Below are 16,358 nucleotides of genomic sequence, written 5' to 3' on the forward strand. Positions count from 1 at the left end.
CGAGAAAAAGGAGGCAAATGCCTGATTCTCTTTGGTTGCTCTTTATATCATCGGTTTGTTATAATTACCGTTAGTGTATTTTTTGCGAGGCGCAATCTGAACGTTTGAATGGATTCGCGTGGGAGGGAACGAACAACACATGGATCGTCGTGAAAGACAAAAAAGGATACGAAATTTTTCCATCATCGCCCACATTGACCATGGAAAGTCGACGCTGGCAGACCGCATTTTGGAGCTGACCGGTGCTTTGACTGCACGTGAGATGGAAGCCCAGTTTCTTGACACGATGGAGCTGGAAAAAGAGCGCGGGATTACAATTAAGCTGAATGCCGTGCGTTTGAACTATAAAGCAGATGACGGTGAGGAATACATTCTCCACCTGATTGACACTCCTGGGCACGTCGACTTTACGTATGAAGTATCCCGCAGTTTGGCTGCCTGTGAAGGGGCTATTCTCGTCGTGGATGCGGCACAAGGGATCGAAGCCCAGACATTGGCTAACGTGTATTTAGCGTTGGACAGCAATCTGGAGATCATTCCAGTTATTAACAAGATCGACCTGCCGAGCGCAGAGCCTGAGCGCGTGAAGCAAGAGGTTGAGGACGTGATCGGTCTGGATGCCAGCGATGCGGTTTTGACTTCTGCCAAAGCGGGTATCGGGATTAAGGAAGTACTGGAAGCTGTTGTGCAAAAAGTACCTGCTCCAGAGGGAGATCCGGATGCACCTCTCCAAGCTTTGATTTTCGACTCCTATTTTGATGCGTATCGCGGCGTTATTGCCTCCATTCGTGTCATTAACGGAACCTTGAAAAAAGGTATGAAGATCAAGATGATGGCGACAGGCAAGTCGTTCGAGGTAACCGAAATCGGTACATCGACTCCACGCCAAACACAAGTAGAAGAATTAACGGTTGGAGATGTAGGCTACGTAGCTGCTTCCATTAAAACAGTGGGAGACACCAGTGTGGGGGATACCATTACAGATGCAAATCGCCCTGCAACTGAACCGCTACCAGGTTATCGCAAAATCAACCCGATGGTTTTCTGCGGTTTGTACCCAATCGAAACGAACGAGTACAATGATTTGCGCGATGCATTGGAAAAGCTTCAGCTAAACGATGCGTCCTTGCAGTTTGAACCGGAGACTTCCCAAGCACTTGGCTTTGGTTTCCGTTGCGGTTTCTTGGGTCTTCTGCATATGGAGATCATTCAAGAGCGCATCGAACGGGAATTCAACATTAACTTGATTACGACCGCGCCGAGCGTTATTTACCGCATTACCAAAACGAACGGCGAAGTATTCGAAATCGACAACCCGTCCAAAATGCCGGAAGCGCAAAAGATCGAAATGGTCGAGGAGCCTTACGTTACGGCGACTGTTATGGTACCGAAAGAATACGTCGGTGATGTTATGCAGTTGTGCCAAGGTAAACGCGGTGAGTTTCTTGACATGCAGTATATGGGTGAGAACCGTGTGCAGCTGAAGTACGACATGCCTTTGTCGGAGATCGTTTACGATTTCTTTGACATGCTGAAGTCGGGTACAAAAGGCTACGCATCCTTTGACTACGAGCTAGGTGGGTACAAAGCATCCAAGCTGGTGAAAATGGATATTCTCCTCAACGGCGAAGTGGTGGATGCTCTGTCGTTTATCGTTCACAAAGACACGGCTTATCCTCGTGGAAAAGTCATCTGCGAAAAGCTGAAGGAATTGATTCCGCGTCAGCAATTCGAGGTGCCGATTCAAGCGACTATCGGACACAAGGTTGTTGCTCGTGAAACGATCAGTGCGTTGCGTAAAAACGTTCTTGCTAAATGTTACGGCGGGGACATTTCGCGTAAACGTAAGCTGCTCGAAAAGCAAAAAGAAGGAAAGAAGCGCATGAAGTCTGTTGGTTCCGTAGAGGTACCGCAAGAAGCATTTATGGCTGTATTGCGCATGGATGATAAGAAGTAGGCCTGACCTTGTGTCAGGTCTTTTCCATTAAAAGCGGTGGTCAAAAAGTCGGCTTTTGATCACGAAGTAGTAATGAAAGTTGATTCGGCATCGAAAATGGCGTTCACCTTTGAAGTCCGGTGCTCATGTAGGTCCCCTACACTCCGCTCCTCCTTCTTCAGGTTCTCGCCACTTTCTCGGTGCTGAAAAGCCGATTTTTTGACTTTTATTGAAAAAGGTTGTCAAAAAGTCGACTTTTGATCACGAAGTCATTTATGAAAGTTGATTCGGCGTCGAAACTGGCGTTCACCTTCGAAGTCCGGTGCTCATGTAGGTCCCCTACACTCCGCTCCTCCTTCTTCAGGTTCTCGCCACTTTCTCGGTGCTGAAAAGCCGATTTTTTGACTTTTATTGAAAAAGGCATTCCAAAAGTCGTTATTAAAAGGAGGGAAAGGGACATGATGCCACAATCGGTTTACATTCACATTCCCTTTTGTACGAATAAATGTTACTACTGTGACTTCAACTCATTTGTGACGAACAATCCGCAGCTTATTTGGGATTACTTAGACGCATTGAAAAGCGAAATGGAGATCACCTTCAGTCAGCAGCCGATCGAGCAGGTGAAAACGATTTTTGTCGGCGGAGGGACACCTACGTTTCTCGATCATGCCCAAATGCGCGCGTTTTTGGAAATGGTACAAAAGCAATTGGGCAAGTACTTGGCGGATGATATCGAGTTTTCGATGGAAGCGAATCCGGGAACGACAGACGTGGAAAAGCTGCGGATCATGCGTGAACTGGGTGTCAATCGGCTGAGCTTTGGTGTGCAGTCCTTTGACGACGCGCTCTTAAAAAGACTAGGACGAATCCATGACCAGGAAGCCGTGTACCGCAGTATCGACAATGCGAAAAAAGTAGGCTTCGACAACTTCAGCATCGACCTGATGTTTGGATTGCCGGATCAGACACTCGACATTTTCCGTCAAACATTGGACAAGGCATTTAGGCTAGGCACCACCCATTTCTCCGCGTACAGTCTCAAGGTGGAGGAGAACACGCTGTTCCACACCCTTTACCAAAAGGATCAGCTGCCACTGCCATCTGAAGAGACGGAGCTCGAGATGTATATGGTATTAATAGAAGAGATGGAGCGGCATGGGTACAAGCAGTATGAAATCAGCAATTTTGCAAAACCGGGCTTTGAGAGCAAACATAATAAAACCTATTGGCTCAATCGTGAATACTATGGGTTGGGTGCAGGTGCCCACGGCTATGTGTGCGGCCACCGACACGTGAATGCAGGCCCGCTTGCGATTTACTTGCAGAAGTGCAAGGAAGGGCTGCCGCGTGTAGAACAATTCGAGGTACCGCGCGAGGATGCCATGGAGGAACAGATGATTTTGGGACTGCGGCTGAGAGAAGGAGTTGATCTTTCGGCGTTTGCTTCCCGTTTTGGCGCAACTGTTCATGATGTTTTTGGGACAATAATAGAAGAAGAGGTAGCCAAAGGAATGCTGGAAGAACAGGACGGGTTTTTGAAGCTGACGAAGCAGGGGCTTCCGCTCGGAAATGAGGTATTTGCGCGCTTTCTCCGTTGAGGATAAAGCGAAACTCGCGAAAAATGAGATTTTTTGTCTCTGGAACTAGCTCAAGTTCGTTGACAAATCCTTCTACTATTGATACCTTAGTATATAGATTTAGCACTCGATAAGCATGAGTGCTAACAATCCAACAGGAGGCGAGCGACATCCATGTTATCAGACCGTCAACAAATGATTTTAAATGCGATTGTCGATAATTACATTCATTCTGCCGAACCTGTTGGCTCCCGAACCATTTCCAAACGGGACGACATCGGATTCTCTTCGGCAACGATCCGCAACGAGATGTCTGACTTGGAGGAGCTGGGATACTTAGAACAGCCCCACACATCGGCCGGACGTGTTCCTTCTACAAAAGGATATCGCTTCTACGTCGATAACCTGATTCAGCCTCATCTTTTGGAGGAAGCTGAGTTGGGTAAACTAAAACAGTTGTTTGCCGAACGTATTCTCCACGCAGAACAAGTGGTAGAGTACACCGCCCAAATTCTCTCTCAGTTGACAAACTACACGGCGATTGTCTTGGGTCCAGAGATTTTTGAGCATCGGTTAAAACATATTCAAATCGTTCCTCTCAATGCTGAACAGGCTGTCGCGATTGTGGTGACACATACCGGACGAGTGGAGAACAAGCTGATCGATCTTCCAGAAGGCATAGGAGCCGGGGAAATCGAGAGACTCGTCAATCTGTTGAATGCAAAGCTGACCGACGTGCCGCTATGGCAGCTTCGGCAACGTCTTTATCAAGAGATCTCCGGTGAAATGCAACGTCATACCGAGCAGTATGAAGAAATCCTTCAGCTCCTCAACAACTCGCTGACACAAGAAGAAGAACGGGTATACTTACGCGGTGCGACCAAGATCATGAACCAGCCGGAATTCCGAGACGTGGATAAGGTCAAGGATATTCTCGAGCTATTAGAGCAGCACGATCAATTGATGAATGTGATCGGCATGCAAGGTGATGGTCTCACGGTACGCATCGGCCAGGAAAACCAGCTGGACGCGATTAAGCAATGCAGTATTATTACCACTTCTTATTCGCTTGGAGGCAAGCCGGTAGGAATGGTGGGGATACTTGGTCCGACGCGGATGGAATACGGCAAGGTCATTACTGTGCTCAACCATTTGGCGGAAGGACTATCGCGCATGCTGACTTCGCAGTTTGAGAAATAAATGGAGTGAATGGCTAAACAGTCTTTTGACTGGGGAAAGCCGCCAGGAGGTAGTGACGTTGAGCGAGGAAAAAGTAACGCAAGACCCGACTCTCGAGGAAGAACAAGTAGCAAAGGATGCAGACCAAGCGGAAGCAACCGAGATGAACTGGGAGCAAGAGGCTGCTCACTGGAAGGCTCAGGCTGAGGATCACCAAAACCGCATGCTGCGCGCCATGGCTGATATGGATAACCTCCGTCGCCGTGTTCGCAAAGAGCAGGAAGATCTGGCGAAGTACGCTTCACTTAAAATCGTGGAAGAGCTTCTGCCAGTTCTCGATAACTTCGAGCGAGCACTTGCCGCTGACAAGGAATCCATGACAGTAGACTCTCTTTTAGAGGGGGTAAACATGGTATATCGTCAGATGGTCCAAGTTTTCGATAAAGAAGGCTTGGCTGCAATCGAAGCACAAGGAAAACCATTTGACCCACACATCCACCAGGCGGTTATGCAAACACAAAACCCTGAGTTTGAATCAGGCGTTGTGGTAGCCGAGCTGCAAAAAGGATATATGTTCAAAGACCGCGTCGTTCGTCCGGCGATGGTTCAAGTGAACGAGTAATTTCAAAAAACGTAAATTCACTAGACGTAAAGTGTTAGGAGGACATTTTGTATGAGTCGCGTAATCGGAATTGACTTGGGAACAACCAACTCTTGTGTAGCAGTAATGGAAGGCGGCGAGCCAGTCGTTATTGCCAATGCGGAAGGTAACCGCACCACACCATCCGTGGTAGCATTCAAAAACGGCGAGCGCATCATTGGGGAAGCGGCAAAACGCCAAGCGATCACCAATCCAGACAATACCGTAATCTCCATCAAGCGCCACATGGGTAGCACCTATAAAGAAACGCTGGAAGGCAACCAGTACACACCTGAACAAATCTCTGCTATGATCCTGCAAAAGCTGAAAGCAGACGCTGAAGCCTACCTTGGTCAATCTGTGACGCAGGCAGTGATTACGGTTCCAGCTTACTTCAATGACAGCCAACGCCAAGCAACAAAAGATGCTGGTAAAATTGCTGGCTTGGAAGTACTGCGTATCGTGAACGAACCAACCGCGGCTGCACTTGCATACGGTATGGAGAAAACAGAAGATCAAACCGTTCTCGTATTCGACTTGGGCGGCGGAACCTTTGACGTATCCATTCTCGAATTGTCCGATGGCTTCTTCGAAGTAAAAGCGACTTCCGGAGATAACAAGCTGGGCGGAGACGACTTCGACGATGTCATCATGAACTACCTGGTGAGCGAATTCAAAAAAGAGCATGGCATCGACCTGTCCAAGGATCGCATGGCTCAACAACGTTTGAAAGATGCTGCGGAAAAAGCGAAGAAAGACCTCTCTGGTGTATTGACTACGACCATTTCCCTGCCGTTCATTACAGCAGATGCAACAGGTCCAAAGCACTTGGAGATGAACCTGACTCGTGCGAAATTCGAAGAGTTGTCTGCTGAGCTGGTTGAGCGTACAATGGGCCCAACTCGTCAAGCACTGAAAGACGCTGGTCTGACTCCAAGCGAACTGGATCGCGTTATCCTGGTGGGTGGTTCTACTCGTATCCCAGCGGTACAAGAAGCAATCAAGAAATTTACAGGAAAAGAACCACATAAAGGTGTAAACCCGGACGAAGTAGTAGCACTGGGAGCAGCTGTTCAAGCGGGCGTACTGACTGGTGACGTAAAAGACGTCGTTCTTCTCGACGTAACGCCACTGTCCCTCGGTATCGAGACATTGGGTGGCGTATTCACCAAGCTGATCGATCGTAACACGACGATCCCAACAAGCAAATCCCAAGTGTTCTCTACAGCTGCGGACAACCAAACATCTGTAGAAATTCACGTTCTCCAAGGGGAGCGTCAAATGGCAGCCGACAACAAATCGCTCGGGCGCTTCAACTTGTCCGATATCCCGCCAGCGCCACGCGGCATCCCGCAAATCGAAGTATCCTTCGATATTGACGCGAACGGTATCGTAAACGTACGTGCAAAAGACCTGGGTACAGGTAAAGAACAACGTATCACGATCACTTCTAACTCCGGTCTGTCCGACGACGAGATCGATCGCATGGTAAAAGATGCTGAGTTGAATGCAGAAGCGGACAAACAACGCAAAGAGCAAGTAGAAGTTCGCAACGAAGCAGACCAACTCGTGTTCACTACCGAGAAAACATTGAAAGAAGTAGAAGGCAAGATCGATCAGGCTGAAATCGATCGCGCTAACGCTGCGAAAGATAAAGTGAAAGCTGCTCTGGAGGGTGGCAACATCGAAGAGATCAAGACAGCGAAAAATGAACTGTCCGAGATCATCCAACAAATTTCGGTGAAGCTCTATGAGCAGGCTGCTCAAGCGCAAGCAGCACAAGGCGGCGGCGCTGAAGGTCAAGAGCCGAAGAAAGACAATGTCGTTGATGCTGACTACGAAGTGGTAGACGATAAAAAGTAACACGCTGGAATTGTGAGGGGAGAGATTTCTTCCCTCACTTCCCACGATGTGACCCATGAAAGTCAAAGTCACGGAATGCTGACTTTGACTTTTTTTCAAGTCTGTCACATGCTATGATAACAGTTGACTGTCATGGGAGTGATGTAGGAGATGAAACGTGATTTATACGAGGTTCTGGGCGTAGCAAAGGATGCGGACGCTGATGAAATCAAAAAAGCGTATCGCAAACTGGCACGTCAGTACCATCCCGATGTAAATAAAGAGGCTGACGCGGAAGAAAAGTTCAAAGAAGTTAAGGATGCGTACGACATCCTGTCCGAGCCACAAAAACGTGCGCAATATGACCGTTTTGGTCATCAAGATCCGAATCAGGGCTTCGGTGGCGGAGGTTTTGATGGATCAGGCATGGGCGGCTTCGGAGATATTTTTGATATGTTCTTCGGTGGTGGCGGCAGACGTTCGAATCCAAATGCACCTCGCAAAGGATCTGATCTGCAATTTGGCCTTAGCATTGACTTTATCGACGCGATTTTTGGAAAAGAAACGGACGTGGAAATTCCAAAAGAAGCAGAATGTGATACATGCCTTGGTTCCGGTGCAAAGCCTGGTTCCGGTGTCGATACTTGTAAGACTTGTAATGGTACAGGACAACAAGAAGTGGTGGCGAACACGCCATTCGGTCGAATCGTCAATCGCCGTGTTTGCTCGACTTGCGAAGGCAAAGGGAAAGTTGTCAAAGAAAAATGTTCAACTTGCCGTGGAAGTGGACGTGTCAAGGTACGCCGCAAAATTCATCTCAACATCCCAGCAGGTGTGGATGATGGAGCACAATTGCGCGTAACAGGCGAAGGTGAACCGGGAGCAAACGGTGGACCTCCTGGAGATTTGTACGTCGTTTTGCGCGTGAAGAGTCATGAGTTTTTTGAGCGAGAAGGAAATGATATTTACTGCGAGGTTCCGCTTACTTACGCACAGGCAGCACTTGGAGATGAGATCGAAGTGCCGACTGTCGATGGTCGCGTGAAGTTGAAGATCCCGGCGGGTACCCAAACAGAAACATTCTTCCGCTTGCGTGGAAAAGGTGTTCCGCATTTGCGTGGAAACGGCCGCGGTGATCAGCATGTGAAAGTGCGCGTCATTACGCCGACCAAGCTGAGCGATAAACAAAAGGAATTGTTGCGTGAGCTCGCCGAACTGTCTGGAGAAAAGCCAGGACAGCATGGAGGAGAAGACGAAAGCTTTTTCGAAAAAATGAAACGGGCATTCCGCGGCGAGTAATCCGTCGCGGTTTTGTCCGCTTTTTGCCTAAAGTTTCATGTAGCGAAGTCGATTAAATGAAAAGCCCGAATGGGAGCTTATGTGGGGAGTGGTAGATTCGTGAAATGGTCAGAAATCAGTATCCATACTACAGCGGAGGCTACGGAGGCGGTGTCAAGCCTCTTGTATGAATTGGGTGCAAATGGTGTCGTAATTGAAGACCCGGAGGTGCTCTATCGTGAGTGGGATACCCCTTTTGGCGAAATCTACCAGCTTTCTCCTGATGATTTTCCGGCCGAGGGCGTATTCGTTAAAGCATACCTGCCGGTTGACAGCAGCGAACTGCTAGACGTTGTAGAAGAGCTAAAAGAGCAATTGGCGCAGTTGATCGAGTACGGTTTGGACATCGGCAAGGCATCGATTGCTGTAAACGATGTCCATGAAGATGAATGGGCCCACGCCTGGAAAAAATACTACAAACCGGTTCATGTGTCTGAACGCATGACCATCAAACCAGTATGGGAAGAGTACGTGCCAAAGCATCCAGATGAGATCATTATTGAGATGGACCCAGGCATGGCTTTTGGAACAGGTACACATCCGACGACCATTCTTTGTCTGCGTGCACTTGAGAAGTATCTTACCAAAGGCGATCAGGTGTATGATGTTGGGACAGGCACAGCTATTTTGAGTATTGCTGCCATCAAGCTCGGAGCAAAAGATGTGCTGGCGATGGATTTGGATGAAGTAGCCGTTCGTTCTGCGCAGGCCAATACCGAACTGAATGGTGTGCACGAGCATATTAATGTGAGACAAAACAACTTGCTTGACGGCATCGAGGAGCAGGTAGAAGTGGTCGTGGCCAACATTTTGGCAGAGGTCATCGTGCGTTTCACCGACGATGTATTTCGCGTGTTGAAGCCAGGTGGAACCTTCATCTCGTCGGGTATTATTGCTGCACGCGAAGCGGATGTGAAAGCGGCGTTGGCGGCTTCAGGCCTTGAGGTCGTGGAAACCATTTTCATCGATGACTGGGTAGCAATTGTAGCAAAAAAACGATAGAATAGTGGGGTTGGCGAGATGCAACGATATTTTGTCGAGCCACATTCCTTTACTGAGAATGAGCTAACGATTGTCGGAGACGATGTACACCATATCGTAAATGTAATGCGTGCTCGGGAAGGCGAAGAAATCATTGTTTCTGATGGAGCGGGCAGGTCTGCAAGAGCCAAACTGGTCTATCTTTCTGCCAAGGAAGTACGGGCAGAAGTAGTGGAAATGCTTCAAGAAGAACGAGAATTGCCGATCCGGGTCACAATTGGTCAGGGGCTTCCAAAAGGCGAGAAGCTGGAGTGGATTTTGCAAAAGGGGACGGAACTTGGGGCGTACTCCTTTTTCCCGTTTTCTTCTGAGCGAACCATTGTAAAGCTAGACGCCAAAAAAGAAGCGAAAAAACTGGAGCGTTGGCGCAAAATTGTCAAGGAGGCTGCTGAACAGTCTCATCGTGCTGTTTTGCCAGAACTTTTATCTCCTGTTTCATTTCGTGAGATACTTGAAGCTGGCCAATCGTATACGCATTGCGCAATTGCCTATGAAAAAGAAGGCAGTACCACGATTCATCACGTGCTAGAAGAGATGACTGCGGGAGATTCACTTCTCGTCCTCGTTGGACCGGAGGGAGGCTTCTCTCCAGAGGAAGTGGCTCAGGCAGAGAGCAAAGGGTTCCTGACGGTTTCCCTCGGCCCGCGTATTTTGCGCACGGAAACAGCAAGCCAGTACGTCTTGGCCTGCGCTTCCTATCAATTTGAACGAAAGGCTTCATCACTTCGCTAAGGATGAGCAGGAACGAAACGGTTATGATCGTTTCGTTGACCGCAAGCGGTCGCATCCACTTTTATGAAAAACGTTGAGACGTTTTTCACGGAAAAGGAGGAATGGCAATGTCTACCGTTGCTTTTCATACATTAGGCTGCAAAGTAAACAGCTATGAGACAGAGGCCATCTGGCAATTGTTCAAGGCAGACGGCTATGAGAGAGTCGACTTTGAACAAGATGATGCAGATGTTTATGTGATTAATACTTGTACGGTTACGAACACCGGAGATAAGAAGAGCCGCCAAGTGATTCGTCGTGCGATTCGCCGGAATCCTGAGGCGATCGTAGCCGTAACTGGCTGCTATGCGCAAACCTCTCCAAGTGAGATTGCGCAAATTCCCGGTGTAGATATCGTAGTTGGTACACAAGGACGCGAGAAGCTGATCGAGTACGTGGATCAAATTCGTGCAGAACGCAAGCCGATCAACGCAGTGGGCAACATTATGAAAGCTCGCGAATTCGAAGAGCTGGATGTTCCTAACTTCACGGATCGCACACGTGCTTCCCTTAAGATTCAAGAAGGCTGCAACAACTTTTGTACGTTTTGTATTATTCCGTGGGCACGCGGTCTGATGCGTTCCCGCAAACCGGAAAGCGTCGTCGAACAGGCCCAAAAGCTGGTGGAAGCGGGCTATCTGGAAATCGTTTTAACTGGGATTCATACAGGTGGTTACGGCGAGGATCTGGAAGACTACAATTTGGCCAAACTGTTGCTTGACCTTCACCAAGTGGAGGGACTCAAGCGCATCCGCATCAGTTCAATCGAAGCGAGCCAAATCACCGATGAAGTGATCGAGGTCATCAACAACTCCGATCGAGTCGTGCGCCATCTGCATGTACCGCTGCAAGCGGGCGATGATGAAGTGTTGAAGCGCATGCGCCGCAAGTATACCACTGCTGAGTTTTACGAAAGAATGGTCAAAGTACGCGAAGCATTGCCAGGAGCAGCGATTACAACAGACGTTATCGTAGGCTTCCCAGGTGAGACCGAAGAGCAATTCTGGAACGGATACGAGTTTATGAAGAAAATCGGTTTTGCCGAGATGCACGTATTCCCGTATTCTATGCGTACAGGTACACCAGCAGCGCGTATGACGGATCAAATTCCGGAAGAGGAAAAGAACGAGCGCGTAGCGAAGCTCCTGGAGCTTAATCAGGAATTGACCTTGGCATACTCCAAAAAATTCGTAGGAGATGTACTGGAAGTCATTCCGGAGCGTCCGTTTAAAGAAGCACCAGATAGCGGTCTTCTGATGGGCTATTCGGACAACTACCTGAACGTCGTCTTCCCTGGCGATGAGAGCATGATCGGCAAGATTTGCAAGGTCAGACTGGATGAACCAGGCTCGGAATACTGCAAAGGAACTTTTGTTCGTGTAGTGGAAACAGAGGCGCTGCCTTACCTGAAGGAGCGAGCTATATGAGGGAGATATCGGCAGGAGGCGTTGTATATCAGAAGCAAGACACAGAGTACATGCTCCTATTGATTGAAGACCGCTATGGCAAAGTAACACTCGCAAAAGGGAAGCAGGAGATGGGCGAGACCATCGAAGAAACGGCTCTGCGCGAGGTTTTGGAAGAAACAGGCGTAGCAGGACGATTGGGGTCCAAGCTCGACATGATCACCTACGTGTATACGCATCCGGTAACGAGCGAATCCATCGACAAAGAAGTCCATTATTATTTGGTGGAAGCCTACAACACAGAGATCACCGTCCAGCTAGAAGAAATCAATGATGTTCATTGGCATTCTGCAAAGGAAGCATGGGATTTGCAGCTGCAACGAGGATACCGTAACAATGACAGCATTTTTCGCCTTGCATTCGAACAATTAGGGATAGAGGTGTAGTTCTATGAACATGAACAAATATATCGACCACACGCTGTTGAAGCCTGATGCTACACAAGAGATGATTGACAAGCTGTGCGCTGAAGCAAGAGAGCACGACTTCATGTCTGTTTGCGTAAACCCTTATTGGGTAAAACGCTCTGCTGAACTCTTGGCAGGCTCCGATGTGAAAGTGTGCACAGTTATCGGATTCCCTCTGGGAGCGAGCACGATTGAGTCCAAAGCAGCCGAAACCCGCGATGCGATTGCAAACGGAGCGACTGAGGTAGATATGGTACTGAACGTAGGTGCCTTGAAATCCGGCGACCTGGAAACTGTCAAAAAAGACATCGCTGCTGTGAAGCAAGCTGCTGGCGATATTCTCTTGAAAGTGATTCTGGAAACTTGCCTCTTGACCGAAGAAGAAAAAGTAGTTGCGTGCAAGCTCTCCGTAGAGGCTGGTGCTGATTACGTAAAAACCTCCACAGGATTCTCAACAGGTGGAGCAACGGTTGAAGATATCGCCCTGATGCGTAAAACCGTAGGACCAAATGTAGGCGTAAAAGCGTCTGGTGGCGTTCGTGACGGCGAGACAGCAGTTGCGATGATCGAAGCAGGCGCGAGCCGTATCGGTACGAGCTCCGGTGTTTCCATTGTAACTGGAGCAAAAACAACAGGCAGCGGATACTAATACGAAAGAAAGCCTGGCCGAGGTAAGGCCGGGCTTTTTCCGTCCTGCATGCTGATGTTCCTATAGAGAGAGGATAGGGAGCGGGGAGGAGATTAGCAAAATGAAATTTGTTAAAGGAATCGTCATCCTGTTGGCTTTTTATGGGGTAGGCGTAGCTGCGAGCAAATGGCTGCATATTCCCCTGCCCGGTAACCTGGTGGGAATGCTGCTGTTAACACTGGGACTGTGTATGGGATGGATACGAATGGACTGGGTAGAACAAGCGGGTACTTTTTTAATTAGACATATGTTGCTCTTTTTCGTACCGATCATCGTCGGAGTTGCTTCCTATTTAAACGTATTCACGCAAAACCCATTGCCAATCATACTATCGATGGTTCTCGGTCCTTTGCTCGTCATGCTTGTAACTGGCGTGGTTGTGCAATGGTATTTGAAGCATCATAAACAAAAATCAGAATCGTCCTTGCCGCAAGAGGGGAGGACTCTGGATGCTTAGTCAATTTTTCGCCATTTTGGTATCGATAGCAGGGTACAAAGGCGCAACCATGATCAACGCTCGATTCCAACGGTTGCAGCCTCTTTTGGTGGCTGTGATCTTGGTCTGGACCATGTGGTGGGCGTTTAGCGGCGATTGGGAGGCGTTTGCTGCAGGAGGATCGTGGATTTCCTTTTGGCTCGGTCCTGCCACGGTGGCACTCGCTATTCCGCTGGCTAAACAGATCAAGGAGTTTGCCCATATTTGGCGCGGTGTTTTGCTTGGTGTATGTGCAGGCTGTGCAGTTGCGATCTTTGTCGTTATGGGGGTTCATTGGTGTTTGGGTTCAGATGAGCTCGTATACAAAAGCATGCTCAGTAAATCCGTGACGACCCCGATTGCGTTGGAGCTAAGTCGTTCCATAGGTGGGGAACCTGCACTTGCAGCCTTTTTTACCGCATTAACGGGGATGGTCGGTGTCATGATTGCCCGTCCTGTTCTCAAATGGGGAAAAATTACCGATGATTGGGCAATCGGGATCGCCATCGGTACGAGTGCACATGCCATTGGTACGGCCAGCTTAAACCGCGTTTCTCCTGTTCAAACGGCAGCGTCCAGTGTCGCAATGATCGTGGCGGGTGTTATTACTTCCATCTACTTGATACCATTTTCTTTCTAATAGTGAGGTCAGTAGGACGACGCTTATCGGGGATCAGCCATTGAATAAACCGGGCTATTTGCGGGACGAATGGGAGCGCGACCAGGGAGCAGACGAGATTGAAGATCGTCTGCGAATGGGCGATCTGCATAGAAGGACTATCCGTTAAAAATGCACTAACGAGGGCAAGCTGGGAAAGAAACGGTAAAAAAATAATCGCGCCTGCGACGTTGAAGAGCGTATGGCACCATGCGACCTGCTTGGATGCCGTATTCGTCCCAATAGCAGCAATGACAGCGGTAAAGCAAGTTCCGACATTCGCGCCCAATACGATGGCAAGTGCCGTTTCCATCGAAAGAATTTGATGACTGAGCAGGCCCATCGTGATCACGGTCGTAGCGGAACCGCTATGAATGAGAGCGGTGAAAATAATCCCGGTAATCAAACCGATCCAGATGGAATGGCTGCTCTCCAGAAAAAGCGATCGAAACGTCTCAGACTGCTCCAGAGGCTTCGCCATGACTTTTAATGTATCGATTCCAAGGAAGATCAGTCCGAAGCCGGCGACGACGAGACCAATGCAACGAATATTGCGGCGCGGCATGAGCCAAAGAGCGACTCCGATGAGAAGCATGGGGATGGCAAAAGACTCAAGCTTGAGTGCAACCAGCTCCGTTGTCACAGTCGTGCCCAGATTGGTTCCCAATATGATGCCGACGGTTTGTGTGAACTGAATGATGCCTGCATTCGTCAGCCCAATCGTCAGGACGGTTACCGCACTGGAGCTTTGCAAGACAAAAGTAGCGAGTAGACCAACCCAGAAGCTATGGAGTGGGGTACGAGTAAAGCGCCCCATCCATTCTTCCATTTTTTTGCCGGCAAGGTTTTGAAAGCCGGAACGCATGGCATACATACCGAAAAGAAAAAACGTGAGCCCAAAGGCAAAAGGGGCGAGGATGGAGACTATCACAAGATACGTTCCTCCCTGTCCATTTTTAGCAAGTTACTATAACGCTATGCCTGTACAAGGGCAAGCATGACAAGAGGAGGAATAACTGCATGGCACGTGTGCTATTGAATCAACATCGGAAAAAGCGGCTAGAAGTTGGACATCCGTGGATTTTTCAATCAGAGGTATTAGAAATTCAAGGGGATGTAGAGCCAGGTGAAATCGTCGAGGTCACGAATCACAAAGGACATTTTTTGGCAAAGGGCTACATCAATCCAGCTTCACAAATGATCGTGCGCATTTTGAGCTACGACCAAAAGGAAGAGATCAACTACGACTTTTTCTTGCGCAAAATCAAGGAAGCGGCAGAATTCCGGACGAGATTTGTAGACAATCCGCGGGCTTGCCGTGTCATTTACGGGGAAGCTGACTTTTTGCCAGGATTGATCGTTGATCGCTACGAAGATACATTGGTTGTCCAAGTCCTCTCATTGGGGATAGAGAAGCGCATCGATTGGATTCGGGATGCATTGGTAGAGGTATTTGCACCGACCGGTATTTATTTGCGCAATGATGTGCCTGTCCGTGAACTGGAAGGGCTGACACAGGGCAAAGAAGTCCTGTACGGAGAGTGTCCGCGTGAGGTTTTGATCGAAGAAAACGGATTGAAATACTATGTGGATATCGTAGAGGGGCAAAAGACAGGTTTTTTCTATGATCAGCGGGAAAACCGTGCCTCCATCGCGCCTTTGATGAAGGGCTGGGGCGAAAAGCACGGCATTTCCCTGACGAGCATGGAAGTAGACGGCGAGACAAAGCAGATTCCTGTAGACAAGCGCGGTAAAGTCGTCAAAAATCCGTTTTGGGATGGCGCTGAGGTATTGGAATGCTTTACTCATACCGGTTCCTTTACGCTGAATGCTTGCAAGCACGGTGCGAAAAAAGTGACGGCCCTCGATATTTCCGATCACGCCATCGAAACAGCGAAGCGTAACATTACACTCAATGGCTTTTTGCATCGAGTTGATTTTGTGGTGGCCAATGCATTTGATTACTTGCGTGAAAATGTAGAGGCAGGCAAAAGCTGGGATGTGGTGATTCTTGACCCGCCAGCGTTCGCGAAATCGCGTGGAGCAGTGAAAGGCGCTTGCCGCGGTTACAAGGACATTAACTTAAACGGAATGAAGCTCGTTCGTCCGGGCGGATTTCTCGTTACCGCGTCTTGCTCGTACCATATGTCACCTGAGCTGTTCTTGCAAACGATCCAAGAAGCAGCGGTCGATGCGAAAAAGATATTGCGTCTGATTGAATGGCGAGGCGCGGGCAAGGATCATCCGCAAATCAGTGGGGCTGATGAGGCTCATTACTTGAAATTTGCCATCTTTGAAGTGAGAGATCGTCGATAGAGAAAAAGAAAAACAGCGTCC

The 16,358-nt window shown here is 48.7% G+C and carries 15 protein-coding genes; 14 read left to right on the forward strand and 1 reads right to left on the reverse strand.

All coding sequences use genetic code 11. The features are described 5' to 3' along the window. The first annotated feature begins 139 nt into the window (after positions 1–139). From lepA to KB186_RS19725, 13 genes are all read left to right on the forward strand, one after another. A complete protein-coding gene (gene lepA / locus KB186_RS19665; protein ID WP_232774215.1) occupies positions 140–1,957 on the forward strand; it encodes a translation elongation factor 4 in 1,818 nt (605 codons plus the stop codon). A 437-nt stretch (positions 1,958–2,394) separates the two neighbouring features. Further along, positions 2,395–3,537, forward strand: a complete 1,143-nt coding sequence (gene hemW / locus KB186_RS19670; protein ID WP_232774216.1) for a radical SAM family heme chaperone HemW — start codon at positions 2,395–2,397, stop codon at positions 3,535–3,537. Positions 3,538–3,690: 153 nt separating this feature from the next. Then, on the forward strand, positions 3,691–4,716 hold the full coding sequence (hrcA, locus tag KB186_RS19675; RefSeq protein ID WP_088906868.1) for a heat-inducible transcriptional repressor HrcA: 1,026 nt from the start codon (positions 3,691–3,693) through the stop codon (positions 4,714–4,716). Between the two features lie 58 nt (positions 4,717–4,774). Further along, positions 4,775–5,317: a nucleotide exchange factor GrpE gene (gene grpE / locus KB186_RS19680; protein ID WP_173611481.1), complete on the forward strand. Its 543-nt coding sequence runs from the start codon at positions 4,775–4,777 to the stop codon at positions 5,315–5,317. 51 nt (positions 5,318–5,368) lie between these two features. Next, a complete protein-coding gene (gene dnaK, locus KB186_RS19685; protein ID WP_232774217.1) occupies positions 5,369–7,198 on the forward strand; it encodes a molecular chaperone DnaK in 1,830 nt (609 codons plus the stop codon). A gap of 150 nt (positions 7,199–7,348) precedes the next feature. Then, a complete protein-coding gene (gene dnaJ / locus KB186_RS19690) occupies positions 7,349–8,476 on the forward strand; it encodes a molecular chaperone DnaJ (RefSeq protein ID WP_173611479.1) in 1,128 nt (375 codons plus the stop codon). A gap of 99 nt (positions 8,477–8,575) precedes the next feature. Then, positions 8,576–9,517, forward strand: coding sequence for a 50S ribosomal protein L11 methyltransferase (gene prmA / locus KB186_RS19695; RefSeq protein WP_221868949.1), 942 nt, complete (start codon positions 8,576–8,578; stop codon positions 9,515–9,517). An 18-nt stretch (positions 9,518–9,535) separates the two neighbouring features. Beyond that, positions 9,536–10,288, forward strand: a complete 753-nt coding sequence (locus KB186_RS19700; protein WP_221868950.1) for a 16S rRNA (uracil(1498)-N(3))-methyltransferase — start codon at positions 9,536–9,538, stop codon at positions 10,286–10,288. A 107-nt stretch (positions 10,289–10,395) separates the two neighbouring features. Beyond that, the gene (mtaB, locus tag KB186_RS19705; RefSeq protein ID WP_173611476.1) at positions 10,396–11,754 is read left to right on the forward strand and encodes a tRNA (N(6)-L-threonylcarbamoyladenosine(37)-C(2))-methylthiotransferase MtaB; all 1,359 of its coding nucleotides are present in this window, start codon (positions 10,396–10,398) and stop codon (positions 11,752–11,754) included. Beyond that, positions 11,751–12,179, forward strand: a complete 429-nt coding sequence (locus KB186_RS19710) for an NUDIX hydrolase (protein WP_232774218.1) — start codon at positions 11,751–11,753, stop codon at positions 12,177–12,179. The genes mtaB and KB186_RS19710 overlap by 4 nt, the downstream gene beginning before the upstream one ends. Positions 12,180–12,183: 4 nt before the next feature. Then, positions 12,184–12,849 (forward strand): deoxyribose-phosphate aldolase, encoded by a 666-nt coding sequence (gene deoC, locus KB186_RS19715; RefSeq protein WP_048032270.1) that lies wholly within the window; start codon positions 12,184–12,186, stop codon positions 12,847–12,849. A gap of 100 nt (positions 12,850–12,949) precedes the next feature. Then, the gene (locus KB186_RS19720) at positions 12,950–13,345 is read left to right on the forward strand and encodes a CidA/LrgA family protein (RefSeq protein ID WP_047072553.1); all 396 of its coding nucleotides are present in this window, start codon (positions 12,950–12,952) and stop codon (positions 13,343–13,345) included. Beyond that, the gene (locus KB186_RS19725) at positions 13,338–14,003 is read left to right on the forward strand and encodes an LrgB family protein (RefSeq protein ID WP_221868952.1); all 666 of its coding nucleotides are present in this window, start codon (positions 13,338–13,340) and stop codon (positions 14,001–14,003) included. The genes KB186_RS19720 and KB186_RS19725 overlap by 8 nt, the downstream gene beginning before the upstream one ends. Here KB186_RS19725 and KB186_RS19730 read toward each other — a convergent pair. Further along, positions 13,969–14,952 carry a Na/Pi cotransporter family protein gene (locus tag KB186_RS19730; protein ID WP_232774219.1) on the reverse strand — a complete coding sequence of 328 codons (984 nt, stop codon included), beginning with the start codon at positions 14,950–14,952 and terminating at the stop codon, positions 13,969–13,971. The two genes, KB186_RS19725 and KB186_RS19730, sit on opposite strands and share 35 nt — an antisense overlap. A gap of 89 nt (positions 14,953–15,041) precedes the next feature. Between KB186_RS19730 and KB186_RS19735 the strand changes: the two genes are divergently transcribed. Continuing rightward, positions 15,042–16,337 carry a class I SAM-dependent rRNA methyltransferase gene (locus KB186_RS19735; RefSeq protein WP_232774220.1) on the forward strand — a complete coding sequence of 432 codons (1,296 nt, stop codon included), beginning with the start codon at positions 15,042–15,044 and terminating at the stop codon, positions 16,335–16,337. Positions 16,338–16,358: the final 21 nt, after the last annotated feature.

The sequence above is a fragment of the Brevibacillus sp. AF8 genome (genome assembly GCF_021270385.1).
GTDB lineage: Bacteria > Bacillota > Bacilli > Brevibacillales > Brevibacillaceae > Brevibacillus.

Coding starts and splice junctions, on each gene's coding strand:
- lepA (WP_232774215.1), top strand. CDS start 140: ATGGATCGTCGTGAAAGACAAAAAAGGATACGAAATTTTTCCATCATC.
- hemW (WP_232774216.1), top strand. CDS start 2,395: ATGATGCCACAATCGGTTTACATTCACATTCCCTTTTGTACGAATAAA.
- hrcA (WP_088906868.1), top strand. CDS start 3,691: ATGTTATCAGACCGTCAACAAATGATTTTAAATGCGATTGTCGATAAT.
- dnaK (WP_232774217.1), top strand. CDS start 5,369: ATGAGTCGCGTAATCGGAATTGACTTGGGAACAACCAACTCTTGTGTA.
- dnaJ (WP_173611479.1), top strand. CDS start 7,349: ATGAAACGTGATTTATACGAGGTTCTGGGCGTAGCAAAGGATGCGGAC.
- KB186_RS19700 (WP_221868950.1), top strand. CDS start 9,536: ATGCAACGATATTTTGTCGAGCCACATTCCTTTACTGAGAATGAGCTA.
- mtaB (WP_173611476.1), top strand. CDS start 10,396: ATGTCTACCGTTGCTTTTCATACATTAGGCTGCAAAGTAAACAGCTAT.
- KB186_RS19710 (WP_232774218.1), top strand. CDS start 11,751: ATGAGGGAGATATCGGCAGGAGGCGTTGTATATCAGAAGCAAGACACA.
- deoC (WP_048032270.1), top strand. CDS start 12,184: ATGAACATGAACAAATATATCGACCACACGCTGTTGAAGCCTGATGCT.
- KB186_RS19720 (WP_047072553.1), top strand. CDS start 12,950: ATGAAATTTGTTAAAGGAATCGTCATCCTGTTGGCTTTTTATGGGGTA.
- KB186_RS19725 (WP_221868952.1), top strand. CDS start 13,338: ATGCTTAGTCAATTTTTCGCCATTTTGGTATCGATAGCAGGGTACAAA.
- KB186_RS19735 (WP_232774220.1), top strand. CDS start 15,042: ATGGCACGTGTGCTATTGAATCAACATCGGAAAAAGCGGCTAGAAGTT.